Below are 23,816 nucleotides of genomic sequence, written 5' to 3' on the forward strand. Positions count from 1 at the left end.
TTCATCGCCGGACTGCGCTGCCATGGCCTGACCGCGCCGTGGATTGTCGATGCGCCGATGAACGGCCGCATCTTTGAAACATGGATCGAGACACAGCTTGTGCCGACACTGTCGCCCGGCGATGTCGTCATTCTCGACAATGTCGGTTTCCACAAAAGTGAACGAGCAGAACAGTTGGTCAAGGCCAAGGGAGCGTGGCTGCTCTTCCTGCCGCCCTATTCGCCGGACCTGAACCCCATCGAAATGGCGTTCTCAAAGCTCAAGGCGCTCTTACGAAAGCGAGCCGCCAGAAGCTTCGACGCGCTTGCCCAAGCCCTCGGTGACATCATCAGCCTCTTCTCCGTCACCGAATGCCGAAACTTCTTCAAAGCCGCAGGATATGAGGCTGAATAAATGCGACATGCTTTAGACAGCTAAACAGCGGCGGCGGCTTCTGCCTTGATGCGGTTGACCATAGAGCGCAGGCCGTTGGCGCGTTGCGCGGTCAGGAATTCGATCAGGCCCATCTGCGAGAAGAGCGCCAATGCGTCCGTTGCCAGGATTTCCGAGGCCCGTTTGCCGGAATAGATGGCGAGCACGATGGCGACCAGCCCTCGCACGATATGGGCATCCGAGTCGCCGTCGAACCGCAGCACCGGATCGGTCGGGTCTTCCATCGGCTCGGCGTGAGAGGCGAGCCAGACCTGGCTGGCGCAGCCCTGCACCTTGTTTTCGGCCGTGCGCTCCGCGTCCGGCAGGGGAGGGAGGGCGCGGCCGAGCTCGATCACATAGCTCATGCGATCCTGCCAATCCTCGAGAAAGGCGCAGTTTTCGAGAATCTCGGCAAGCGGCGGAATGGAAGGGGTCTGTGTCATGCCGCCCTTATACTGAAGGCGCGCGCGCTTGAGAACCGCTGTCGGCACATGGAAAGGGATGTAGGGGCAGCGCGGCGGCTTTGCGGATTAGCGCGTGCTGGCGAGACCCAGCCTCAAGAACCGCTGGCAGGAGCAATGCGGGGTGCCGGTACGGGAACATGCAGGGGCAGGATGTCCTCGGCGGGCGCGGTTTTAAGTGCCGGCAGGCCGGCTTCCTCGTGCGCCTCGGTCGGCTTCTTCGGTGCAATTGTGCCGGTGGTCACGGTGGCTTCGCCACCGGCGAACTGGTGGTCGAGGAACTCATAGGCAATGCGCGCGCCGTCGCGGGCCCGTTGGCCGAGCGCGTTCACGGTCTCCGCGCCCTTGTCGCAGACGTCGGGCTTTTGCACGCAGAGCGCGCTGATATAGGTGAGTGCTTCCGTGGCGGCCGAAACCGTAGCGCCCATATCGACCGCGGACCTGTCCTGGCGAGCCGTCTCCTCCCCCGGCACCACGAAGGGCAGGAGAACGAGAACGAGCGCAAACCAGAAGCTGCCCTTGATCAGAAACCACATGTCATCGCCTCCACCGCGGTCGTCCCGCCCTGCCAGGCCCCGGAGCATCGCCCGGCCGCCACGAAGACCCTAGTGGCCGAGTCGACAAAAGCCGTTTTCCAGGATTGGCGGCCTTTTCCACGACTTCTCGTCAAATTCGATCTTTCTGCCTTTGAATCGCATTTTCGCGGCATTTGAGTGACCGGCATTAAGGTTTATGGCGCCAAGCCAAGGCTGCAAGCCTGCCGCCGTGGGCTTACCATCCGTTCGCAGCGCCGCAATGCTTAACCTCCCGCTGAAAATCTCATGAAATCAGGGCTTACGCTGCGTTAACCATAAGATCAGCAAGGGCCTGGAAGGTGCCGGAAATGCACCTGCCGCAGGCCGCTTTCGCAGGGCACAAAGGGGTTATTTATCCTTTCGTTAAGCCACGAATGCGAGATTCGCGATGGGCCGAAGGAGCGCGACCATGAGGGTCGGCCACCGTTTCCGCCCCGCATAAGTCCGGCTTCGGCCGGCGCAAGAATGACGACAGGGTCCGGCGTTGAGCGTATTGCGGAGCATGGGTAGGCGGGTCGGGGAGCGCGTGGACGGCATCGCGCAGGCCTGGCTTGCACGGCCGACGACCGGGACCAGCGTTTCCAAAGCCGAGCTGCGCCTCGTGCGCATCGTGGCGCTTTGCATGGCGATCGCCTTGGCGATCCTGCCCGCCTTCCTCTCGCTTTTGCTTCCCGCCTCCATTGCCCTGCCGGCCGGCACCGCACTCGTTCTGGCTGCATCGCTGGTCTGCGCCGTCGGCGGCATCGCGCTGCTGCGCGGCTGCGCGCGCGAGATGGCCGATCAGGCGCCGGCCCCGCGCGACCCGGAGGACGAACTGGCGCTGTACGACCGCTTCGCCGGACTGGTTACCGTGCATGACCGCTCCGGTCAGGTCCTGGCGGTACGCGGGCGCGACAAGGCGCAATTTTCCGACTGGATGCGTCCGCTCGCCGGCCGCGGTTTCGTCGATCATATTCATGTCTCCGACCGCATTCTCTTCCTGCGCGCGCTCGATAGCTTGCGCCAGGGCGCGGGCGAACAGGCGGTGGAACTGCGTTTCGAACGGCCGACCTTGTCGGGCGAGCAGACGCAGTTCGTCTATCTGCGCTGCGATATGACACCGCATGAGACGCCCGACGGCGAAATGGCGGTGATCGTGCAGACGCGCGATATTTCGGCCGAAGTCGCCCTGCGCCAGGACGCTGCGGAGAAGGCTGCCCAGGCCGAAAGCGCCAATGAGGCCAAGCGCCGGTTTCTCGCCGCCGTCAGCCATGAACTGCGCACGCCGCTCAATGCCATTCTCGGCTTTTCAGACGTGCTGGCGGGGGAATATTTCGGCCGCCTGGAAAACGACCGCCAGCGCGAATATGTCGGCCTGATCCACCAGTCCGGCAGCCATCTGCTCTCGGTCGTCAACACCATGCTGGATATGAGCAAGATCGAGGCCGGGCGCTATGAGGTCGTGGCCGATCCGTTCGAGGTGCGCGGGGTGGTGAAGGCCTGTGAAGCGATGCTGAAGCTTCAGGCTGAAAACAAGGGCGTGCAGCTGACGAGCCGCATCGCCCGCGGGCTCGGCGAGCTTCATGCCGATCGCCGCGCCGTTCAGCAGATTCTCATCAATCTCGTCGGTAATGCGATCAAGTTCACCGGCCGTGGCGGGCTGGTAACCATCGATGCGGAAACCGATGGCGCCAACATCAAATTCGTCGTGTCCGATACCGGTATCGGCATCGCGCCCGAAAAGCTGGCCCTGCTTGGCCAGCCCTTCATGCAGATCGAAAGCGCCTATGCCCGCAACTATGAGGGCACGGGCCTCGGCTTGGCGCTGGTGAAGGGCCTGGTCGCGCTACATGGCGGCAGTTTGCTGGTTGAAAGCCGCCTGGGCGAGGGCACGGTGATGACCGTGAGCCTGCCGATCGATGGATCCGGCATTTCGTCGCCGGCCGAGCCGGATGTCGCGCTGCCGGCTCCGGTCGAATTCCCTCCTCGTCTGACCGTTCGCGTCGACGGTGGCCGCACGGCCGCGCCGGACGAGGTGGCCTTGCGACAAGGAGGCTCTGCCCATGGCCCGCACGCCAAAAGCGCCTGAGCCCAAAGCCGGCGCATCCCGTACGCCCGTTGGCAAGCCGTCTGCGCAAAAAGGCGCGACGCCGCGTCCGGCATCCAAGACAGCCCAGGCAGCGCGCGCGGCCGCCAAAACCGCCCGGCCCGGCCTGTTCCTTCGGGTTCTGCAAGGCATCGTCTGGCTGATCGGCCGCCGGCCCGCCACCCTCGGCGGCCTGACGCTGTTTGCCGTTGTCTTTGCTTTCGTCGCCGCCAATGCGCTCTGGTATCAGCCGGGCCAGCATCCTGCCCCCTGGTTGCGCACGCGCCTGCCTTTCACCCATGCCCAGCCCGACCGGCTGGCCGCCTTGCCGCAGGAGCCGCCGAAAAACGTCACGACCTTTCTGATCGAGCGGGAAAAATCCGGCAACGACAAGGACGAAGCGGCAGGCAGCGCCTTGAAACCGGCGCGCATCGCCGCCCCCGACACGGCCGCTCCGCCAGCGGAGGAGACGGCGGCCTCGGATCCGGCGATGACACCACAGCCTCCTGAACAGGCTGGCGACAACGACCTCCTCTTGCGCACGCAGCAGGTGCTGAAAGCCAATGGCGCCTATAGCGGGCCGGTGGATGGGCGCAGTGGCCCACGCATTGCCGCGGCGATCCGCAGCGCCCAGCGTCGCCTTGGCCTGACGGAGACCGGCCAGCCCAGCGAGGACCTGCTGGTGCGGCTGGCTGCCAGCCCGCCCCCGGGGCCGATCGTCACGCCACGCCAGCGGCCGATGCAGAATGCCGACCTGTCGACCGGTGGCATCGATCCCGTCGCTGCCGCGATCCGCGCCGCCGAAGCCGAGCCCCCGGCGGCCAGCGCCAAGCCCGGCGCGGCGAAAGCGCAGGCCGGCAAACCCGATCCAAGCAAGCCCGATGCAAGCAAGCCCGATGGCGCAGCGAACTCCAGTCTGGTTCTGCAAATCCAGCGTGGACTGATTCATCTCGCCTATGGCGATGTGCAGGCCGATGGCGTCGCCGGCGAGCAGACCCGCGCCGCGATACGCCATTTCGAGAAACACTACCGCCTGCCGGAAACCGGCGAGCCGAGCATCACGGTGCTGAAAAAGCTGAAGGCGATCGGAGCGATCTAAGGACAGGGTTGGGACCAGCACCGCATGGGCCCGGCCTTTAGCCGCCGATGGGGAGGATGAACGAAGTGCCACCTTTGATCTTCCGCCAGGCAAACGAGGCCGACCTGCCGATCCTGGTGCGCCTCCTGGCCGATGATTCCCTGAGCGCCCAGCGTGAGGCTGCGGCGCTGGAGGACCTCGCCCCATACCGTGCCGCCTTCCAAGAGATAGCCGCCGACGCCAATCAGTTTCTTTGCGTGGTCGAAGACGGCGAGGAGACTGTCGGAACGTTGCAGCTGACGATCATTCCCGGCCTGTCGCGTCGCGGGGCAAAACGCGCGCAGATCGAGGCGGTGCGGGTCGCCACGTCCCACCGCAACCGGCAGATCGGCGAGGCAATGATCCGCTGGGCGATCGCCTATAGCCGGTCGCGTGGATGCGTTTTGATGCAGCTGACGACCGACAGGCAGCGCGCCGATGCGCACCGCTTCTATGAGCGGCTGGGCTTTGAAGCGACGCATCTGGGCTACAAGCTGTCTCTGTCCTGATCACAGGCTGTCGTCAGCGCGCCATCGCCCCGGCTTTCGCCAGGCGGACGAAGCTGCTAAGCCCGCCATCATGCGTCTGCGTTCCGATCTTTTCGTCTCCGCCCTCCTGCGCCGGGTTTTTGCCGATGGCGGCTATGCCGCCGTTCTGCACAAGGGTGCGGCCGAAGCCGGGGCGATCTTTCTCAGGCAACGCCGGCGCGATGGCCGCGAGAGCGTGGCCGGCCCGGCGCCGCAAAGCCTGTTGTCCGGGGAAGAGAGCGGCGATCGTCTGTTCGAGCTTCGTCTGACCGATGGAGCCGCCGAGGAGGCGGATGTTCTGATTGCCCGCGAGCTGCGGTTCGACTCCGATTGCTGGGTCGTCGAGCTCGAATGCGAGACGCTCGAAGGCCTCGTGCCGCTGGCGCCGCAGGCTTAACTCCCGACTTAACCCTTTCCGGGCGCAAGCCGGGCGCGGGCGGGCAGGGCGGGGCGGCTCGGCGCGGCATGGAGGCCGGGGCGGCGGGCGTCCTTTTCCCTGTTGGCGGCCAGATAGCTGATGGCCTGGGGCGTGCGCTCGCTTTTTCCAGCCGTGTCGAGCCAGCTGGCGACGCGGGCGGCGCAGGCCGCCTCGTCAAGCGCGTCGAGCATGAGTTCCGCGCGGGAGCGGCCGTCGATGATCTCCGCCAGATAGGGATAGAGATAGCTCAGAATCGTCAGCCGGTCGCTGATCGGCAGCTTCAGCGCCACCAGCACCGTGGCGAGCTGCTGGCCCGAGACATCGAGAACCAGGCGCTCGCCGAGCGAGAGATCGGCGCCGAGCACGGCGGCCAGGCACGAAGCCAGCATGTTGACCTCGCCGAGCCGGGCGAAGCGCACGAGCAGCGCGCCGTGGCTGGGATCGACCGCCGGCAGGCTCGGCATCTGCGGTTCCGGCTGCGACGGCGTGCGACGCATCATCGCCTTCAGGTCCTGGCGCAGACGCTCATCGCGCTCGGCTGGTGGCTGTGCATGCGCGGGAATGGCCGGCATTTCGATCAGACGGCCCGCTGCCGCATCGAGCCCGCCCTGGGCGAGCTGGCGTCGTTCCACCAGCGCTTCGATCAGCGCCGGCGACAGATCGTCCCGCCGGGCAATGGCCTCGGCATGGTCGATGCTTTGGCTGCGCGCGAGCGCGATCAGCATGGTCTCGTCGATGGCGGGTGATCCCGCGAGGAAAGGGGCGGCAATGGCAATCGGCGCGCTGCCGATCTGATAGGCGACGGACGCGGGCACATGGTGGCAGCGCGAGAGCGCAGATGCCGCCTGCCGCCTTGCCTCGTCGCTGGAGGCGGCGAAAAGCGGAACGAACAGCTCCTCGAACTGGCGCAGATCGGCTTTGCGAGGTTGGCGCAGCGCCTCGAAGCTTGTCACCGTCGCCAGGAGAACAACATCCTTGACCCGGCTGCCCTGCGTTTTCTCCAATTCCCGGAACCGATCAGACATGTCTTAACACCCACTCGCACGCAACACAGGAAGTAAGTGGCTTCGGTCAGGCGGGCGGGGCATGGCCCTGAAGTCCGGCCGAAGATGAACTCCGACTGTAGGCACGCGTGGTTAACGAGACATTAAGGGTAAAAAAGATACTAAGATCCGCTGTCACAAACTGGGACGACTGTGGCAGCAGGGTCACATGATGCGGTGGGACAGTTGGGTGGCGTGCAAAGACGGATGTCGTCGGCCGTCATGCTAATCGCCAATTTTGCACGCTTCCCGACATAGGCTTGATGCGTGAAAGACTGATACCCTCATCAATGGGACGGCACTTAGTCTTTCTTGCGGGGAAAAATGCCGCTTTTGATTGCGGCTGCCCTGGCTCTCTTGCGGTCTCCTGCTTCGCGCGCAGCTGCGGCTTCGTCCGCAACGCGTTGTTCTTCTCGGAGGGCGTTCAGCTCTATCACCTTTCTCTGGTGAAACTGATGAAGCAGGCTTCCCGGCGGATCCTCTGCGAAGTGCTTGTGATTGCCGATCGCCAAAATGACGACGTGATGTTGAAATTGCATCAGGAAGAGGAGTTCGCTCGATGCTTTCGAACCCAAATGCAGATGCATGATCCCATAGCGCGCTAACACACTATCGGGTGGATCGTTGCTATCTATGCCGCTGCGGTAGGCCCAGTGAGGGAGTGGCTTTCCTTGGACGATGGCATCGACAATATCGAGCACATGCTCTTCGAGCTCCGGTTTTCCCCGATAATATGAGTTCGCTTTAAAATGCGGTGAGACAATGACTTCAAGTGGCTTCCCCTGAATCCTGGGGAGCTTCAACACATCATCCATTTCAGGATTTTATCGTGGAAAAAGAGCGATCCGGCGTTCCTCGCGCGTCATTCGTGTGATCGTGACCCCGCCATTCGACTTTGCGTCTTTCGCCTCTTCGGCAATACGAAGCAAGCGCTCGCAATGAGTCTCATGCCCGTCCTGGGTCTCAACATGACTTTTAGGCAAAGTTACCGAAACCATTTTCGAACACCTCATAAAAGCGAACCATTAATAACACGAAGCTGGGCGATCTTCAACGCGTGTAAGCACGATACAAGCCTATACCGCAGGACGATTTCAAGTTCTGGTAATCAAACGCTTCCAGTAAATCGCCTTAAAAAATAGAAGGCATGACTGCTAAACCATTGAGCAGGTGGGCATTACGAGCAGATCAGATGAAGTATATAGTCTTTCGAAATCCATGAAATAAGGGCTTGCGAGAACAAACCGCTCGCAAGCCCCTCTTGTGATCCTTCTTTGCTTGGTCTCTCAGCGCGGTGCGCAGTTCGCATCGCCCGGCATGCAGGCGCCTTCGGGGCGGCGGATGCGGGCGCGGTCGGCATCGTCGCGGGCGGGGTTGCGCTCGAGGTTCTGGCGATCGCGATCGCCCCTGTCCCGATCACCGCCACGGTCTCCCCGGTCCCATTCGCCGCGGCCGCGATCACGGCCCGGATCGCGCCCGGGCTCACGGCTGTCGCGGTCCCAGTTCTGGCGATCACGCTCACGGTTTTGACGGTCGAGTTCGCGGTTGCGCTCGTCGAGCTGGCGATTGTCGCGATCGCGTTCGCGGTTCAGGCGGTCGCGCTCGCGGTTTTCCCGGTCACGGTCCCAATTCTGCCTGTCACGATCGTTGCGCTCGCGCTCCCAGTTCTGCCGGTCGCGATTGTCGCGCTCCCAACGCGGGCGGTCCTGCTCCCAGCGCGGACGATCCGGTTCCCAGCGGGGCCGGTCGCCGTCACGCGGGCGCGGCGGGCGGGGCGGCAGCGGGCGGTCATCGCGCCAACCGCGCCATTCGCGCCAGTAGTCGCGATCGCGGTAGAAATCGCGGCTGCGATAGTTGCGCGTCCAGTAGCTGTCGACATCGAAGGTGATCGTGGGAATGCCGAGCGGACGGTAATATTCCGGCGCCACATAGACGCGCCGCTCGCGATAGAGCGTCTGCAGATAGCGCCCAGCCACCCAGCCCCGGCCGAAGCGGAATGAGACATCGCACCACGGAACCTCGGCCAGGCACCCGTGGATTTCCACCGACGTGCCGACGGGAATGACGGTGACGGCCGGATAGCGGGTGCTGGGGCCGGAGCGCATGTTGACATTGGCGGTGGCAAAGCCGGCCGCGGCCTGAGCAAGCGACGGAAACAGGCTGGCGGCGAGAAGCGCTGCGCCGACCATGACATGCCGTCGAAATCTGGAGTTGAACACGAAACTCTCCCTATGAACATGACAATGCGCCGATCCGCCGCCCGCTCCCCGTAGCTCGGACGAAAGCATGAGCATGCATCTTTCGAGGACGTCTGGAGCCGCTTCACGCAATTCTGCGCCAGCGCGAGAAAACGTGTGCGGCCCTCAGGAAGTTCCTCAGGTGGCACTCTGGCAAATTCAAGGCCGAATTCAAGCAGGTGCCGGCATTCCGTGGCCATTTGGCATCCATTGCGGACCTCGCGACGCCTTGGCCGGCTTTGCACAAGAGACGTCTCACGCGCATGAGGTCGAGCCAATTGCCGTGGGGAACTATTCGCAGCATTGCGCGTTAAAGGCACAGCTAAACAGGAGCCCGTAGCTATGGTCGAAAAGAAATTCGCTTCCGTTCTCAATGACGGTGCGTCCGAGGTGGAAGCCAGCGTCGCCAAGGCAGATCTCGATGCGCAGATCGCGGATTTGCGTTCTGAAATTTCGCGGCTGACCGATTCCGTCTCTGCAATCGGCAACAGCGCCAAGGCCGTCGTTCAGTCGGAAGCCGAGGTAATGGCTGACCGCCTGCGCGAGCGCGTACGTGCCGAGCCGATCTCGACGCTCGCCACAATTGCCGGCATCTCCTTCGTCATGGGCATGTTGTTCCGTCGCTAAAGGGCGGCCAAACGTTAATAACGGTCTAATATAATCGACCGAATCATACGTGGACCCCGCGTCCGCAGCTGCTGCAAATGCGCTGCGGACGCGAAAAACGCGTCAATTCAGCCATTCGGAACACGGCGATGGTTTCTCTGGTCAGATCTGCGTTAAGGTGCGTTAAGCAGCTGTTAACGAAGCTGTGGCCAAATCATGTTGAAGATGCGACGATGGACCCGTTGTATCGAGGTCGGCAAGCCCGGCCCAAGGAAAGCCGGAACAATCCGGCGGAAGGAGAAACCAGGACGACGCGGCAGGGCGACACTCGCTCAACGCGTCAGCCCGGACAGGGCAGGGTGAAATCTGTGTCGTATTCATCCCTCTCAAACCCCGCGTTGGAGACGAGAATGGCAGACGTAATCCGATTGCAAGACCATGCGGCTCGCGCGAGCCGCCGATCTGCAACGCCGGCGCAGGCCGGACAAGACGCCGTTGTGCTGATGTTCACCGGTATCCGCTACGAGCGGATCGAGGACCAGAAGCCGCAGCGCGACATGCCGCAGCCGCTGAACTCCGGCACGCATTAAGGCGCCCTTTTGCTGCCTGCCTCTGCCACTGCGGCTTTCGGCGGCCGATGAACGGCGCAACTCTGTCAGCTTGTACGCCCTGGCGCATGATGCGCAAGGCGAGCAATCATATCATATGGCAGCTTGAACAAGCGCCCCTAAAAGTTTCCCCCATTTCGCACACAATCGCTGGGGCAGACGATTGCATCGCGCAGAATGCGTGAACAGCTTTTCCATTGGCTCATGCCAATTTTCGCGGACCTGCCAGGCCCAGCACTCTGTCCTTCCCACGCTTGCCGCTTCACTAAAACGTGCCCCAGCAGAGCTCATGGTCGAACCGTATCGCAGCCTGCCTTAGCCAGAAACGCGCGTGCGCCTTCCTCATAGCTCGGCGTCGGTGCCAGCGCGCGCAGCACGGCATAGCCTTCCTGATCCGGCATCTCCACGAGAATGGCTGGGCCCAAGGCGTCGGAAGGCAGTTTGCGCAGGTCGGTCAACTGGCGCGGCGTGGCGGCGATCACATCCAGCTGGCGATTGACGGCCGTGGCGTCATTCATGCTGAACACCTCATTGGATGTGCTGTCATAGAGCGCCAGCGACCAGAAGGGTACGTCGCCCGAGGCGGTGAAGCGCACCGGGCCGCCCGCAACGGAAAAGCCGCAGACCGCGACGCGCAGAAACGGGTCGTCGTCGGACAAGCCGGTGGCGCCGGGCTCGCGGGTCAGGGAAAAGAAGCTGTCCATCTCGAACAGCCCAAGCACCCGGCTATAGGCATCGCCGGTGGAAAAGCGCGGCAGGCCGAGGATCAGCACGATATGCAACATGGCCGCCCCGATCAGACCGAGCAGAACCGCGTAGAGAAGCTTACGCATGGCCGCATCCTGTCTGGCGGATCTCCGGCATGGTCACCTCGATCAGGCCGGAGGAGCCGGCGGTCGGCGTGTCCAGGAGGGTGAAGACCAGTCGGTAGGGGCCGGCGGCTTTCGACGCGAGCCAATTGTCAGGCTCAGCCCTGGCGGAGACATGGATCAGGATCCTGCCCTCCGCCTCATGCAGCGCCGTCCAGGCATTGAGCGCGGTGGGAAGTTCGGGCGCGGCTGAAATGGCCCGGTCCTGCGCATCGGCCATGTAGAGGGTCCAGAAACGGGCGACCGGCGTCTGCCCGACGATGTCGTAGCGGCAGCGTCCATCGAGCGGCTGTCCGGCGCTATCGGTCGCGGCGATGAATTGCAGACCTTCCGCCCCGCCATAGAGCAGCCGCCCCTGCCGGGCGCGGTGCGCGCGCGCGTAAGGATCGGCGGCCGATGTCTGCGCATTGGGATAGGCCGTCCAGGGCCCAAGCGTGATGACGCCGAAGCCAACGGTCGTTTTCAACGCCTGAACGGCCGAGGCGATGCCAAGGCCGAAGGCGATGCTGAGGGCCAGCGCGACGAGAAGCGGGACGCGGAACACGGGTCGCCTTTAGCAGAGATCGAGAGGAGAGCGAAAAGGGCGGAGGAATGCCATGTTTTTAGCCGGAAAATCTCTGCCCTGCATGCCAGAGCATCGGGTCGAAAATAGGGATCCATAGTCCACTACGCGCATTTGTTGGCTTGGCCGCCCCCTCATCCGGCGGGCGCCACCTCCTCCCCGATGGGAAGAAGAGACCAGGGCGATAGCGTAGCAGCTCAATCGAGCGCTGAGGAATAAGGATATGGCCGGTTTTCCAACGCAAGAGGTGACGTAAGACGGCGCGGCATGTCTCTTCTCTCCAGCGGGGAGAAGGTGGCCCGAAGGGTCGGATGAGGGGGCCGCCAAGGCGCGAACCCTTTGCGTCATGTCCTGTGACAGGATTCGGACCGATGCTCTAAGATTTTGTTTTCCCGCCGGGATTTTCCGGAAGTCAGTCGCCCCTCTCCGATCTGATAGGCCAGAGACGGCCGATGGCGCTGATGTCGACAGCACGATGCCCGCTCTCATTGCGTGGCCGCCGCAACGGTGCCGCCTGCTTTCGGCTCCGGACGAAGGGCAGGCGCGGCGGTGAAGCGGTCGGCCAGCGTCTTCAGAAGGGCCGTGGTTTCACTGGAGAGCATGCGCGGGCGCAGCGGTGGGGGAAGCTCACCTTCCACCATGCCTTCGGCCTTGGCCGGCGCCTTGTCCTTCTTGGCAGGGGCGGGCATGTCCACGCCGGGGATCGGCCGGTGCTCGATGCCCTGCTCGGCGTAGTCCATCAGCCGCTTGAAGGTCATGGCCGGAAGCGAACCGCCGGTCATGTTGTTGGTCGAGGTGTAGTCGTCATTGCCGAACCAGACGGCAGCCGTGTAGTCGCCGGTGAAGCCGACATACCAGGCATCGCGATAGGCCTGGGTGGTCCCGGTCTTGCCGCCCGAGAGCACGCTGTCGAGCGCGGCCTTGCGCGCCGTGCCGATGATCGGGATCTGCGTCAGCATCCGGTTCATGTTGGTCGCCGCCTTCTCGCTCAAGACCCGGCGGGCCGGCGGCGCATCGCGGTTGAAGTCGAAGAGAATGTCGCCGTCATAGTTCAGGATCTGGCTGATCCCATGTCGGCGCGCCTGAAAGCCGCCTGCGGGAAACACGGCATAGCCGGTCGCCTGATCCATCACGGTCAGTTCCGAGGTGCCGAGCGGGATGGTCTTGTCCGACCGAATGGGTGTTTCGACGCCCATATCCTTCGCCATCTTGACGATCCGGTCGATGCCGAGCTCATCCTTGGCAAGCCGCACCGGCACGGTGTTGATCGATTTGGCGATCGCGGTCAAAATCGTGACCTTGCCGGAATAAGAGCGGCCGTAATTTTGCGGCGACCAGCCGCGCCAGGTCACCGGCGCGTCGCTGATCACCGTTTCCGGGGTAAAGCCCTTCTCCATCGCCGCAGCATAGGTATAGACCTTAAAGGAGGAGCCCGGCTGGCGCAGCGCCTTGGTGGCGCGGTTGAACTGGCTCTCCCCATAGTCGCGCCCGCCCACCATCGCACGCACGCCGCCGCCATTTTCCACCATCACCAGCGCGCCCTGCTTCACGCGATAGCTCTCGCCATATTCGCGCAAGGCCGTTTCCACGGCGTCGTCGGCCGCCTTCTGCAGGCCCATGTCGATGGTGGTGCGAACGATCAGCGAATGCTGGGCAAAGGGCGCGGCGATGCGCTGCACCTCCTCGAAGGCCCAGTCGAGAAAGAAGTCCGGCGCCTCCTGCTGCCGGGCGCGGTCGACGACACTGGCGGGATTGAGCCGCGCAGCGATGACCTGACCCTCGGTCATCAGCCCGCTTTGTACGAGATTGGTCAGCACCTCATTGGCGCGCCCGCGCGCAGCCGGCAGATTGACGTGCGGCGCATAGCGGGCAGGCGCCTTGAACAGGCCGGCAAGCATGGCCGATTCGGCCAGATTGATATCGGTGATCGCCTTGCCGAAATAGAACTGCGCCGCCGCAGCCGCGCCGAAGGTGCCGCCGCCCATATAGGCGCGGTCGAGATAAAGGCCGAGAATTTCCTTCTTGGACAGGTTGCATTCCAGCCAGAAGGCGAGGAAGGCTTCCTTGATCTTGCGCTCGATGGTGCGTTCATTGGAGAGGAAGAGGTTCTTGGCGAGCTGCTGCGTCAGTGTCGAGCCGCCCTGGACCACGCCGCCGGCGCGCGCGTTTTCCGTCAGCGCGCGGGCAAGGCCCAGAAAATCGATGCCGTAATGATCGAAGAAGCGCCGGTCCTCTGTCGCCAGCACCGCTTTGACAAGCGTATCCGGCAATTGATCGACCGGCACCGAATCCTCGTGGATGATGCCGCGGTGACCGATCTCGTTGCCGTAGCGGTCGAGGAAGGTGACGGCGAAATCGCTCTGCGCGCGCCAATTGCCCTTGGTTTCCTGAAAGGCGGGCAGGGCCAGCGCCAGGAGGAGAACCGAACCGACGGTGCCCCAGGTCATGCCTTCGCCGAGAATCTCGAACAGCCAGCGCTTCCATCCGCGCATGCGGAAGCGGCGGAAAAAGATGGTGACATCTTCCCACCATTCGGCAAAACGGAAGCCGGCGGTCCAGACGGTGGAGTCGATCCAGGCGTCGATCCGTAGAAAGATATGGCGCTTTCTCGGCCTGTTCTCGTCTTCGTTTGCGTGAGGCAAAGGCACGTCCTGCTTGTTTCGGCGGCAAGGCCTGCCCAAATGTTGCACGTCGGGCCGTTTCATTCTACGGCCAGATTCTCTCTCAGCGCCTTAACAACGGAAAGCGCCTCGACCCATGTCGCACGAAATCCACAGATCCTTGCTCTTGGGCCCGGAGGCGGAAGACCAGACGGTCGACCAACCCTTCTGGAAGGTCAAGAGCCTGGAGGAGATGACCGGTGCGGAATGGGAAAGCCTGTGCGATGGCTGCGGCCTCTGTTGTCTCAACAAGCTGGAGGATTGGGACACGGGCGAGATCGTCTGGACGGAGATTCGCTGCACGCTTCTGGACGGGCAAAGCTGTCGCTGCCGCGACTATCCCAACCGGCAGGCTACCGTGCCCGACTGCATCCAGCTGACGCCGGAGGAGGTGCGCACGCTGACCTGGCTGCCGCCGACCTGCGGCTATCGCAAGGTGCGTGACGGTGAGGATCTGTCCTGGTGGCATCCGCTCGTCTCGGGCGATCCGGAAACCGTCCATCAGGCCGGCATCTCCGCAAGAGGCCGCACTCTTCTGGAAGACGATATCGACATTGACGATTTCGAGGACCATGTGGTCGACTGGCCTCTCGACCCGGCCGGCGAACTGATCGCGAAAAGGTGACCGGAGCCACAGCTCCGGCCTATAGGCTGAACGCCTCTGGCCGTTGAGAGACGGCATCAGGTGGCGGCGGCAGCCAGCCCTCCTGCCTCGTAGCGCGCCCGGCTGAGGCTCACCAGGCTGGCAATGGCCGCGCAGGCGGCTGCGATCATCACGGCATAGTGCAAGGCTATCGTGACCGGCAGGGCCGCAAAGAGGATCGACATCGAAATTCCGCCCAGCGTTTGGCCGAGAAGCCGCGCCGTGCCCTGCATGGCGCCTGCCGCACCGCTTCTGGCCTTGGGGGCCGACAAGAGCAGGATGCGGTTGTTCGGCGTCTGGAACAGGCCGAAACCGATGCCCGCCAGAATCGTGCCGATGAGAAAGACGATGCCCTTGGGATCGGGAGGGCTGAGACCGGCTATGAGAAGGCCGAGCGCCAGCAGACCCCCGCCGAGGGCGCAGAGCCATGCCGTCTTCAGGCGGTTGGCCATGCGTCCCGAGAGGGGCGCGACGATCGCGGTCGCAACGGGCCAGGGCATCATGTAGAGGCCAGCCATGACAGGCGGCATCTTCAAGCTGTGCTGGAGGTAGAAGGGCAGGGCAATCGCGCTTAGCATCTGGCCGCAGAAGCAGAAGACCGATGCGGTGACCGCCACGCGGAAGGCCGGCGTCGCCAAGAGATCCGTCGGAACGAGCGGCGCCTTGCTGCCGCGCTCCAGCCGGAGCAGAAAGACAAGGCAGCCGAGCGCGGCGGCGATCAGCAGCAGGCCCGGCACCGGCGCCGTCGCGATTCGCTCCGCCCCGCAGAAGAACAGGATGAACATCAGCGTATTGGCCAAGAGGGCCTTGAGGTTCAGCGTGCCGCGCGTGCCTTGGACCTGGGCGAGCAGGCGGCCGCCCAGCAGCACGATGATCCCAAGCGGAATGTTGACCGCGAACAACCAGGGCCAGGTGGTGACGGACAGGATGGCGCCGGCGATGCCAGGGCCGGCGGCGGACGAAATGGCAATGACCATGGCATTGATGCCGATGATCGGGCCCAGCATCCGCTGCGGCACGGCCAGGCGCAGGTTCATCATCGCCAGCGCCATGATCGCGCCTGCGCCGAGGCCCTGGACGAAGCGGGCGAGGATCAGCAAACGGAGATCGCCTGCCAGCGCACAAGCCGCCGAGGCAAGCGTGAACAGTGCCACACCGATCAGATAGACCCGCCGCGCGCCATGGATCTCGCCCAGCGCCCCGCAGGGCAGGATGGCGACCAGAACGGCCAGCTGATAGGCCGAGACCACCCAGACGGCGCTGCTTGCTTCGGCATGCAGCGAGAGCGCGATCGACGGCAGGGCGACATTGGCGATGGCCCCATCCAGAACCACGAGAACCAGCGTCAACAGCAGCATGGCGACGGCCAGATGCCGCCGAGGTGTGGCCAGCCCGTCTTGAGAGCCTGTTGCGGTGAAGGTGGCGGACATGGAGATTTCCTCGTCTTTTCCGATGCCGATCGATTTAATCCCGGTTGACCTGCAGCGCCAGACGCAACACAATCAACAGAAGCTTGCATCCGACGCCATGGGTGGTGCACTTCTCCGTCTTGCAGCCTAATGGCGGCAACATCCTGCGGCTTCAAGAGAAAGCTGCCTGTTCTACGCAGCCCTGAAAATAGCGGATGCTCTCGGTTTGAATCCGATTGGAAGAGATGGTGGGTTGAATGTGACCCGGGGTGCGAGCGATGTCCGATCTTGATCTCAACCTGCTCGTGGCGCTGGACGCCTTGCTGCGAGAAAGAAGCGTGTCGGCCGCCGCGCGACGGCTCGGGCTCAGCACCTCTGCCATGAGCCGCACGCTTGCGCGCCTAAGGGCGGCGCTGGGCGACCCGATCCTGGTACCGGCCGGGCGCGGCATGGTGGCGACGCCGCATGCGCTTTCCATCGCGCAGGAGGTGCGCGGGCTGACGGAGGCTGTGCACGGCGTTCTCAGTCCCGTGTCAGGCCTCGATATCTCCAAGGTGCGGCGCGATGTCACCATCCGCGCCAACGAGGCTTTCGTGCTGATCTATGCCGCAAGCCTCAGCGCCGCCGTTGCCAATGCGGCGCCGGGCATCCGGCTGCGTTTCGCGCCGCGATCGGACAAGGACATTCACAGCTTGAGGGACGGGACCGTCGATCTCGATATCGGCGTGCTCCCGCGGGAAAGTGGCGAACTGCGCTGCCAGACCCTGTTCGATGACCTCTATGTCGGCGTTGCCAGAGCGGGGCATCCGATCTTCGATGCGGATCCGATCACGGTCGAGGCCTATCTCGCCTGGGGCCACGTGCTCTTCTCGACGAAAGCAGACTTTGCCGGCCCAATCGATGCCGCGCTTGCCGACCTCGGCGTCCAGCGCGATGTCAGGCTGATCGTGCCAAGCTTTCCGGCCGTCATCACCGTTGCCGCGACGTCCGACCTGATCGGCTCGATCCCGCAGTCCCACCGCAATTCCGTGACGACAAGCGATGTCAGAACCTTCGCCCTGCCGGTGGTCGTGCCCGGCTTCAGCATCGTCCAGGCATGGCACCCGCGAATGGACGCCGATCCCGTGCATCGCTGGCTGCGGGCGTTGATCTTCGACACATTCCGCGCGTCCGCGTAACGGCCAGAACCCGAAGCCGGCTCAGGGAAATCACGGTCGGACACCGAACAGGTCACCGACAGGCGCCCAGGCTTAGCCGCCCTGCGCCGCGCCTGTGTGGCTCACATCACCGCGCCGATCTGCCAGGGCACGAACTCATTGCGGCCATAGCCGAGCTCTTCCGATTTCGACTGTCTGCCGGAGGCGATGGCCAGGACCGTGTCGAAGATTTCGCGGCCCTTTTCCTCCAGGCTGACGCCCTCGACGATATCTCCGCAATTGATGTCCATGTCCTCGGTCATGCGGGCATAGAGTTCGCTGTTGGTGGCGAGCTTGATCGAGGGAACCGGCTTGCAGCCATAAGCCGAGCCGCGCCCTGTGGTGAAGCAGAGGACATTGGCGCCGCCGGCCACCTGACCGGTGGCCGCCACGGGATCGTAGCCGGGCGTGTCCATATAGACGAGGCCCTTGCGGTCGATGCGTTCGCCATAGCGGTAAACGCCGCGCAGCGTCGAGCTGCCGGCCTTGGCGACGGCGCCGAGCGATTTTTCCAGGATCGTCGTAAGACCGCCCGCCTTGTTGCCGGGCGAGGGATTGTTGTTCATTTCGCCGCCATTGCGGGCGGTGTAGTCGTCCCACCAGTCAATGAGATCGACAATTTTCTGGCCGACCTCGACGCTCTCGGCCCGGCGCGTCAGCAGATGTTCGGCGCCATAGATCTCGGGGGTCTCGGACAGAATGGCCGTGCCGCCCTGACGCACCAGCATATCGGCGGCCACACCCAGCGCCGGATTGGCCGTCAGCCCGGAATAGCCGTCCGAACCGCCGCATTGCAGCGCCAGCGTCAGCTCCGATACAGAAATGGCCTCGCGCTTGGCTTGGGCGGCAAAGGGCAGCATCGCCTTGACCCGCTCGACGCCCGCCGCCACGGCCTTGCGTGTGCCGCCGATCTCCTGGATCGTCAGCGACTGGAAATGCTCGCCCTCGGCGATGGCGTAGCGCTCTTTCATCCGGGGGATCTGGAAAACCTCGCAACCCAGTCCGACCAGCAGCACGGCGGCGAAATTCGGATGGCTCGCATAGCCCCATTGCGTGCGGGAAAGCACATCGAAGGCCTCGCCGCGCCCGGCCATGCCGCAGCCCTGGCCATGCGGCAAGGGCACGATGCCGTCGATGCCGGGGTAGTCGGCCAAGATGCCGGAGCGGTTGATCTCGTCGGCGATGTAATCGACGACCGTGGCGGAACAGTTCACCGAAGAGAGGATGCCGATATAGTTGCGCGTGCCCGCGCGCCCGTCGGCGCGGCGAAAGCCTGCGAAGAAGGCCGGCGTCTCGCCCTGGCGCAGGCCCTCGGGCGGCTGGGCTTCGGCGGCGAAGGCATAGTCACGGGCAAAATCCTCGCCCATGGTCACGTTCTTCTCGTGCACCCAATCGCCCGGCGCGATGTCGACGCTGGCAAAACCGATGATCTGGCCGAATTTGCGGATCGGTGCGCCGGCCGCGATCGGCTCCGCCGCCACTTTGTGGCCACGCGGCACGCGCACCGCGGTCAGCATGCCTACTGTCGTCCCGTCGATCGGGCTGCCGGCCGGCAGATCGGCCAGCGTCACCACCACATTGTCCTGCGGGCTCAGCCGCAATGTGCGCGTCGTCGCCATCATCACACCTCCAGGATCGCCTTGATCACGCCGGCCTCCGGCCGCGACCACTCGGTAAACAGCGAGACGGCATCGGAAAGGCGCCCGGTATGGGTGTTCAGCGCCCGCGTCGGCACGTTTCCGGCCTCCATCTGGCGCACCACCTCGGCAAAATCATCCGGCTGCGCGTTGCGGCTGGCAAACAGCGTCGCCTCGCGCTTGTGGAATTCCGGATCGGCGAAGGTGATGTCCGACCGCACGACCGAAAGCAGCACGTAGCGCGCGCCATGGGCGAGGAAGGCGAAGCCGCGCTGCATCGGTCCCGCATTGCCGGTGGCGTCGATCACCACGTCGAAGCCATTGCCCTCCGTCAGGCGCGCGATGGCGGCGTCGGCATCCGCATCGGCCATCAGCGTGTAGTCGGCGCCAAGCCCCTCGGCCGCGAAGGCCAGCCGGTCCTCGCGCGTGTCCATCACCGCCACCTCGGCGCCGCGCGCCTTGGCGAAGATGATCGCCGACATGCCGATCGGCCCCGCGCCGGTCACCAGAACGCGGTCGGCTGCCGTGATGCCGCCGCGCTTGACGCCATGGGCGCCGATGGCAAGGAATTCGATCATCGCCGCGTCCTCAAGCGCGATCTTGCCCGTCGGCACGACATTGCGCACGGGAACGGACAGATATTCCGCCATGCCGCCATCGCAATGAACGCCGAGCACGCGGATGTTCTGGCAGGCATTGGTCAGGCCCTTCGAACAGGCGTGGCAGTGCCCGCAGGAGAGATAGGGCACGATATAGACCGGCTGCCCGGCAGCCAGGCCACTCCCTTCGGGCGCTTCCTCCACCGTCCCGGAAAGCTCATGGCCCATGACCCGGGGATATTCGAGAAAGGGATGCTTGCCGGCATAGATGTGGAAATCGGTGCCGCAGATGCCGACATGGCGAATGCGCACCAGCACCTCGTCCTGCGCCCGCACAGGCATCGGGCGGTGGACCAGAGTGAGGCGGCCGGGTTCGTCGCAAAGAAGCGCTTTCATGAGGATGTCCTGCCATATCGGGATGCGAGGTCGGCGAGCACCGGCGCCGGCGTGCCGGCCCAGTCGAGAAAGGCGCCGATCCGCCGCGCCACTTTCAACTCGTGGTTTCCGGCGATATCGGCCAGCCGGTGCTTGAGGAACGGGTTGAGGAAGCGGGCCAGCGTGGTCTGCACATAGGCCTCTGCCTCCTCGCCCATGCCATGGGCGGCAAAGCCGGGGATCACCTCGTCGCGATAGACGGCGTCCAGCCGGCCACGCACGCAGCTGTCGCTGACGATCTCCCGCACCGTTTCGTCCTGCCGCCGTCGATGCGCCTGCCACATCTCGGCCAGCACCGTATGACCGAGGTTGAGAATATGCAGCTTCAGCCGCTCATGCGGCTCGATGTCTTGCACCAGCACCATGGCGGGATGCCGGCAGGGCAAAGCGAGCCCCGGCGCGTCCTCGATCGCCCAGAGCGCATAGGGCTCGGCCACGGCGCCGGCGGGCTCCAGCGGTTCGGAGACGATCCGGTCCACCAGCGTGTTGGCGAAGATCACCGCCCTGTCCAGCCAGGCCAGAAAGGCGGCATCGGCCCCGGCATCCTTGGCGAAATCCATGACGATGCCTTTGAGTACCGGGCCATTGCCGTTGATCAGTTCGCAAGGCAGCAGCGTCAGCGGCGCGCCGCCGGCCTGGTAGCGCGCCTGGAGCAGCTGGGCGAGCTTGGCCGGAAAGGAGGGCAGCGGCGCTTCGACGCCAAGGCCGCGCGCGGCCTCGCCGACCGTCAGCGCATAACCGCTGTCGCCGGTATTGGAAAAGATATACGTGGCCTCCTCGGCAAAGAGCCGCACGATCTCCGGCCAGTCGGTGGCTGTGGAGAGGCCACGCTTGACACTTTGCACCGCGATGCTGCGGTCCACCTTCTCCCCATTTTCCAGCCCGCGAATGATCACGGGGAAGCCAGCGGGATCGCTGAAGGCGGCCAGACGGCCAGCCCGTTCCGGCGCGCCGGAGGTCTGCACGATCACCACGTCGGGCACGTCCTGCCCCTCTGCGCGCGCTTCGTGCAGAAAGAGATCGGCATGGGCCTGGAGAAAACGGCTTGTGCCGAACTGCAGAATCAATCCGGCGCCCGTGCGTGCGTTCCGCATCGATCCCTGGTGCAGGGTGCCGCCGCTCATGGGGTCGCCTGTCCGGCGCATCCGTCCCGATGCGGACGGCGATGGTCATCAGTCATTTTGCCTCCCTCAGCCTGGCCCTGCCCCGTGGCCAAAGCCTGTCCTCATCCCAAGCACATGCGTCTCGCATGCCTGGCCGGCCGAATCTGCCGCCATCATCGTTGCGGACCAAGCACACGACGCATCCTGCGAGAATTTCTCTGCGCAATGGTCATTGTCCCTCCCGCTCCCTCGAAGGCGCGCTGGGTCTTGGCAACGCACATAAGCGCACCCATGGTCCAGCATTCCTGTTCTTTTTGGATAAAAGACATCTTGCCGGGGAGCAATCTGTTTTTTAAATTCAATCGCCAGCCAGAAAAAACATGGGCCTTTCCTGCGGCGGCGGATGGCTTCGGGGCACGCGGCTTGGGCCGTGAGACGGGACAGGCGATGAAGACCAATGTGATCTATCGCAGGGCGCATAATCAAAGCCTCGACCTTCTGGCACGCCAGCCGGTTGGCGAGGCTCTGCCATCCGAGCCGGCGCTGGCCGCCCTGCTCGGCGTGAGCCGCACCACGGTTCGGGCGGTTCTCACCGCGCTCGAGGCCTTGGGCATCATGGCAACGGACGGCCGGCAGCGCCGGCTGCTGCGCTTGCCCTGCCGGGACGATTATCTCGATGCCGCCGGGCTGGAGCCGCTGCCCGAAATGCTGGAGCGCAAGTTCATGGCCTGGATGGTCGGGCCGGATTGCCGGCCGGGCGCCGTCATCAACGGGCTGGATCTTGCCCGGCAATTCGGCGTGTCGAGCTCGGCCATCCGGGAATGCCTGAACAAGTTCAGCCATTTCGGTCTCTTGGAACGGCAGAGCAATGGCCGCTGGCGGGCTTTGGGCCTGACCATCGATTTCGTCGAGGAATTGTTCGACATGCGCGAGGTCATGGAATTTCGTGCCGTCGATCGCTTCGTCGCTTTGCCGTCAGACCATCCCGCCTGGGAGGCGCTGGCGGGCATTCGCGCGCAGCATCTGGCGCTGCTCGACAATTTCGAACGGCGATACCGCGATTTCTCCGAACTCGACCATCGGTTTCACCGCATCGTCAACGGCGTGGCGCCCAATCGCTTCCTCGGCAATATCCATGGGGTGATGTCTGTCATCTTCCACTATCACTACCAGTGGAACAAGAAGGACGAGAAGGAGCGCAACCATGTCGCCGCGCTCGAACATCTCGCCTATATCGACGGGCTGGAAAGCCGAGACCTCGGCAAGGCGCGCGCGGCAAGCCGGCTCCATCTGGAAACCGCCCGCTCCACCCTGCTGGCCTCGATCGAACTGGCCGTCTGAGAAGGTGGCCGGCCCGACCCTGCCAGGTTTTTGGCAGGGATCAGGCGCGCGGTTCCTTCGTACCGGAACCGTCAGGATGTCTTGAAGGGCAGTGCCTGCCCGTCAGTCGATCTCCACCCATCGCTTCTCATGGAAGGCGCGGGCCATGGCATGCACGGTCTTTTCGATCCGCAGCCCATCCTCGAAGGTGATGCCGGAAAAGGGTTCGCCGGCGATGGCGCGGATCAGTTCGCGGCACTCGATGATCTTCAGGTCGTTGAAACCCAGGCCATGGCCGGGTGCGGGGATGAAGCGGTTATAGGGCTCGTGGGCCGGCGCGGTGAGAACGGTGGTAAAGCCTGCCTCGGTCAGGCTGCCGCCGGCGCGGTAGAGCTGGAATTCGTTCATCCGCTCCTGATCGTAGAGGATCGAGCCCTTGGAGCCGTAGATCTGCAGCGCGATGCGGCCCTTGCGGCCCCAGGCTGCACGGTTGGCCATGAGAACCGCCGAAATGCCGCCTTGCAGGCGCATCAGCACATTGGCGCCGTCATGGTTCTCGACCGTCCGCCGTCCGCCCTCCTTGGCCGGGCGGTCGGCATAGGGCTTGACCATATCGGTGATCACCGCCTCGGCATGGCCGAAGAGAGACCAGAGCAGCGACAGTGGATGGACGGCGAAATCATCCAGTGCGCCATAGCCGGCTGAGAGCGCGCTCTTCCAATAAAAGGGCACATCCGGATCGGCCATGAAATCCTCGTCCATTTCGGCGCGGACATGGTTGACCTTGCCAATGGCACCTTCGCCGATCAGCGTCTTGATATGGCGGATCACCGGATTCTGAATGTAGTTATAGCCCATGAAGGCCACGCGACCGGCAGCCCGCGCGGCCGCGAGCATGCGCTCGGCCTCCTCATAGGCCGGTGCCATCGGCTTTTCGCACCAGACATGCTTGCCGGCTTCGAGCGCAGCAATCGCCATCTCGGCATGAAACTGGTTCGGCGTGGTGACCGAGACCACATCGACCTCGGGATCGGCGATCAGCCCCCGCCAGTCAGCCGTTGCCTTGGCAAAGCCGAATTCGGAAGCCCGGCTTTCCGCCAGCCCCTGATCGGCTTCCGCCAGATGCACGAGACGCGGGCGCTCGACATCGCCGAACACGGTCTTCACCGCGTTCCAGGCAAGCGCATGGCACTTGCCCATATAGCCTGTTCCAATCAGCCCGATGCCCAAGCCCGCCATGCATGTCTCCTCATTTGATCCTTGCGGGCGCAGCCTCCCAGCCGCACCTCCTCCGCTGGCAGATCTGCCCGAGCAG

Annotated in this window: 23 protein-coding genes; 10 read left to right on the forward strand and 13 right to left on the reverse strand. The window is 64.0% G+C overall.

The features are described from left to right. The coding region (locus tag BMX61_RS10285) for a transposase (RefSeq protein WP_139198906.1) at nucleotides 1-393 on the forward strand (393 nt) is incomplete at its 5' end. Nucleotides 394-413: 20 nt separating this feature from the next. On the opposite strand, the gene BMX61_RS10290 is transcribed toward BMX61_RS10285, so the two are convergent. Then, nucleotides 414-854 carry a SufE family protein gene (locus BMX61_RS10290; protein WP_075629945.1) on the reverse strand — a complete coding sequence of 147 codons (441 nt, stop codon included), beginning with the start codon at nucleotides 852-854 and terminating at the stop codon, nucleotides 414-416. 113 nt (nucleotides 855-967) lie between these two features. After that, entirely contained in the window at nucleotides 968-1,408 is a 441-nt protein-coding gene (locus BMX61_RS10295; protein ID WP_075629895.1) for a DUF5330 domain-containing protein, read from the reverse strand. Between the two features lie 541 nt (nucleotides 1,409-1,949). Here BMX61_RS10295 and BMX61_RS10300 point away from each other — a divergent pair. The 4 genes from BMX61_RS10300 (at nucleotide 1,950) to BMX61_RS10315 (ending at nucleotide 5,553) form a co-directional block, all read left to right on the forward strand. Next, nucleotides 1,950-3,515 carry a sensor histidine kinase gene (locus BMX61_RS10300; RefSeq protein ID WP_075629894.1) on the forward strand — a complete coding sequence of 522 codons (1,566 nt, stop codon included), beginning with the start codon at nucleotides 1,950-1,952 and terminating at the stop codon, nucleotides 3,513-3,515. Further along, the gene (locus BMX61_RS10305) at nucleotides 3,490-4,611 is read left to right on the forward strand and encodes a peptidoglycan-binding domain-containing protein (protein ID WP_083639645.1); all 1,122 of its coding nucleotides are present in this window, start codon (nucleotides 3,490-3,492) and stop codon (nucleotides 4,609-4,611) included. The genes BMX61_RS10300 and BMX61_RS10305 overlap by 26 nt, the downstream gene beginning before the upstream one ends. A 56-nt stretch (nucleotides 4,612-4,667) precedes the next feature. After that, entirely contained in the window at nucleotides 4,668-5,138 is a 471-nt protein-coding gene (locus BMX61_RS10310) for a GNAT family N-acetyltransferase (protein ID WP_075629893.1), read from the forward strand. A 70-nt stretch (nucleotides 5,139-5,208) separates the two neighbouring features. Beyond that, complete coding sequence (locus tag BMX61_RS10315; RefSeq protein ID WP_075629892.1) at nucleotides 5,209-5,553, forward strand: DUF1491 family protein; 345 nt, start codon at nucleotides 5,209-5,211, stop codon at nucleotides 5,551-5,553. Nucleotides 5,554-5,561: 8 nt separating this feature from the next. On the opposite strand, the gene BMX61_RS10320 is transcribed toward BMX61_RS10315, so the two are convergent. The 3 genes from BMX61_RS10320 to BMX61_RS10330 all read right to left on the reverse strand — a co-directional run bounded on the left by BMX61_RS10320 (nucleotide 5,562) and on the right by BMX61_RS10330 (nucleotide 8,806). Further along, on the reverse strand, nucleotides 5,562-6,599 hold the full coding sequence (locus BMX61_RS10320; RefSeq protein ID WP_075629891.1) for a DUF2336 domain-containing protein: 1,038 nt from the start codon (nucleotides 6,597-6,599) through the stop codon (nucleotides 5,562-5,564). A 320-nt stretch (nucleotides 6,600-6,919) separates the two neighbouring features. Further along, complete coding sequence (locus BMX61_RS10325) at nucleotides 6,920-7,432, reverse strand: hypothetical protein (protein WP_075629890.1); 513 nt, start codon at nucleotides 7,430-7,432, stop codon at nucleotides 6,920-6,922. A gap of 471 nt (nucleotides 7,433-7,903) precedes the next feature. Then, on the reverse strand, nucleotides 7,904-8,806 hold the full coding sequence (locus BMX61_RS10330; protein WP_075629889.1) for an SH3 domain-containing protein: 903 nt from the start codon (nucleotides 8,804-8,806) through the stop codon (nucleotides 7,904-7,906). Nucleotides 8,807-9,196: 390 nt separating this feature from the next. Between BMX61_RS10330 and BMX61_RS10335 the strand changes: the two genes are divergently transcribed. Beyond that, nucleotides 9,197-9,481, forward strand: a complete 285-nt coding sequence (locus BMX61_RS10335) for a hypothetical protein (protein ID WP_075629888.1) — start codon at nucleotides 9,197-9,199, stop codon at nucleotides 9,479-9,481. 874 nt (nucleotides 9,482-10,355) lie between these two features. On the opposite strand, the gene BMX61_RS10345 is transcribed toward BMX61_RS10335, so the two are convergent. The 3 genes from BMX61_RS10345 to BMX61_RS10355 all read right to left on the reverse strand — a co-directional run bounded on the left by BMX61_RS10345 (nucleotide 10,356) and on the right by BMX61_RS10355 (nucleotide 14,204). Continuing rightward, nucleotides 10,356-10,901, reverse strand: a complete 546-nt coding sequence (locus tag BMX61_RS10345; protein ID WP_075629887.1) for a DUF1254 domain-containing protein — start codon at nucleotides 10,899-10,901, stop codon at nucleotides 10,356-10,358. Next, a complete protein-coding gene (locus BMX61_RS10350) occupies nucleotides 10,894-11,481 on the reverse strand; it encodes a DUF1214 domain-containing protein (protein ID WP_075629886.1) in 588 nt (195 codons plus the stop codon). Before BMX61_RS10350 ends, BMX61_RS10345 begins: the two co-directional genes overlap by 8 nt. Nucleotides 11,482-11,984: 503 nt before the next feature. Beyond that, a complete protein-coding gene (locus tag BMX61_RS10355) occupies nucleotides 11,985-14,204 on the reverse strand; it encodes a transglycosylase domain-containing protein (RefSeq protein WP_083639644.1) in 2,220 nt (739 codons plus the stop codon). 52 nt (nucleotides 14,205-14,256) lie between these two features. Between BMX61_RS10355 and BMX61_RS10360 the strand changes: the two genes are divergently transcribed. Continuing rightward, nucleotides 14,257-14,784 (forward strand): YcgN family cysteine cluster protein, encoded by a 528-nt coding sequence (locus tag BMX61_RS10360; protein WP_075629884.1) that lies wholly within the window; start codon nucleotides 14,257-14,259, stop codon nucleotides 14,782-14,784. 56 nt (nucleotides 14,785-14,840) lie between these two features. Here BMX61_RS10360 and BMX61_RS10365 read toward each other — a convergent pair whose 3' ends face one another. Then, nucleotides 14,841-16,160, reverse strand: coding sequence for an MFS transporter (locus tag BMX61_RS10365; protein WP_075629942.1), 1,320 nt, complete (start codon nucleotides 16,158-16,160; stop codon nucleotides 14,841-14,843). A gap of 70 nt (nucleotides 16,161-16,230) precedes the next feature. Here BMX61_RS10365 and BMX61_RS25325 point away from each other — a divergent pair, with 70 nt between their 5' ends. Beyond that, nucleotides 16,231-16,362 carry a hypothetical protein gene (locus tag BMX61_RS25325; RefSeq protein ID WP_267890881.1) on the forward strand — a complete coding sequence of 44 codons (132 nt, stop codon included), beginning with the start codon at nucleotides 16,231-16,233 and terminating at the stop codon, nucleotides 16,360-16,362. A 127-nt stretch (nucleotides 16,363-16,489) separates the two neighbouring features. Continuing rightward, the gene (locus tag BMX61_RS10370; RefSeq protein WP_075629883.1) at nucleotides 16,490-17,389 is read left to right on the forward strand and encodes a LysR family transcriptional regulator; all 900 of its coding nucleotides are present in this window, start codon (nucleotides 16,490-16,492) and stop codon (nucleotides 17,387-17,389) included. Nucleotides 17,390-17,490: 101 nt separating this feature from the next. Here the strand turns inward: BMX61_RS10370 and BMX61_RS10375 are convergent, their stop codons facing one another. From BMX61_RS10375 to BMX61_RS10385, 3 genes are read right to left on the reverse strand one after another with little or no spacing between them, the layout of a single operon-like run. Next, on the reverse strand, nucleotides 17,491-19,026 hold the full coding sequence (locus BMX61_RS10375) for a UxaA family hydrolase (protein WP_075629941.1): 1,536 nt from the start codon (nucleotides 19,024-19,026) through the stop codon (nucleotides 17,491-17,493). 2 nt (nucleotides 19,027-19,028) lie between these two features. Further along, nucleotides 19,029-20,039, reverse strand: a complete 1,011-nt coding sequence (locus BMX61_RS10380; protein WP_075629882.1) for a zinc-binding alcohol dehydrogenase family protein — start codon at nucleotides 20,037-20,039, stop codon at nucleotides 19,029-19,031. Beyond that, on the reverse strand, nucleotides 20,036-21,202 hold the full coding sequence (locus BMX61_RS10385; RefSeq protein WP_234794649.1) for a mannitol dehydrogenase family protein: 1,167 nt from the start codon (nucleotides 21,200-21,202) through the stop codon (nucleotides 20,036-20,038). The genes BMX61_RS10380 and BMX61_RS10385 overlap by 4 nt, the downstream gene beginning before the upstream one ends. 426 nt (nucleotides 21,203-21,628) lie before the next feature. On the opposite strand from BMX61_RS10385, the gene BMX61_RS25385 reads away from it, so the two are divergent. After that, the gene (locus tag BMX61_RS25385) at nucleotides 21,629-22,522 is read left to right on the forward strand and encodes a GntR family transcriptional regulator (protein WP_075629939.1); all 894 of its coding nucleotides are present in this window, start codon (nucleotides 21,629-21,631) and stop codon (nucleotides 22,520-22,522) included. A 102-nt stretch (nucleotides 22,523-22,624) separates the two neighbouring features. Here the strand turns inward: BMX61_RS25385 and BMX61_RS10395 are convergent, their stop codons facing one another. Further along, nucleotides 22,625-23,740 (reverse strand): Gfo/Idh/MocA family protein, encoded by a 1,116-nt coding sequence (locus BMX61_RS10395; RefSeq protein WP_075629881.1) that lies wholly within the window; start codon nucleotides 23,738-23,740, stop codon nucleotides 22,625-22,627. Between the last annotated feature and the right edge of the window lie 76 nt (nucleotides 23,741-23,816).

The sequence above is a fragment of the Xaviernesmea oryzae genome (assembly GCF_900109605.1).
Lineage (GTDB): Bacteria > Pseudomonadota > Alphaproteobacteria > Rhizobiales > Rhizobiaceae > Xaviernesmea > Xaviernesmea oryzae.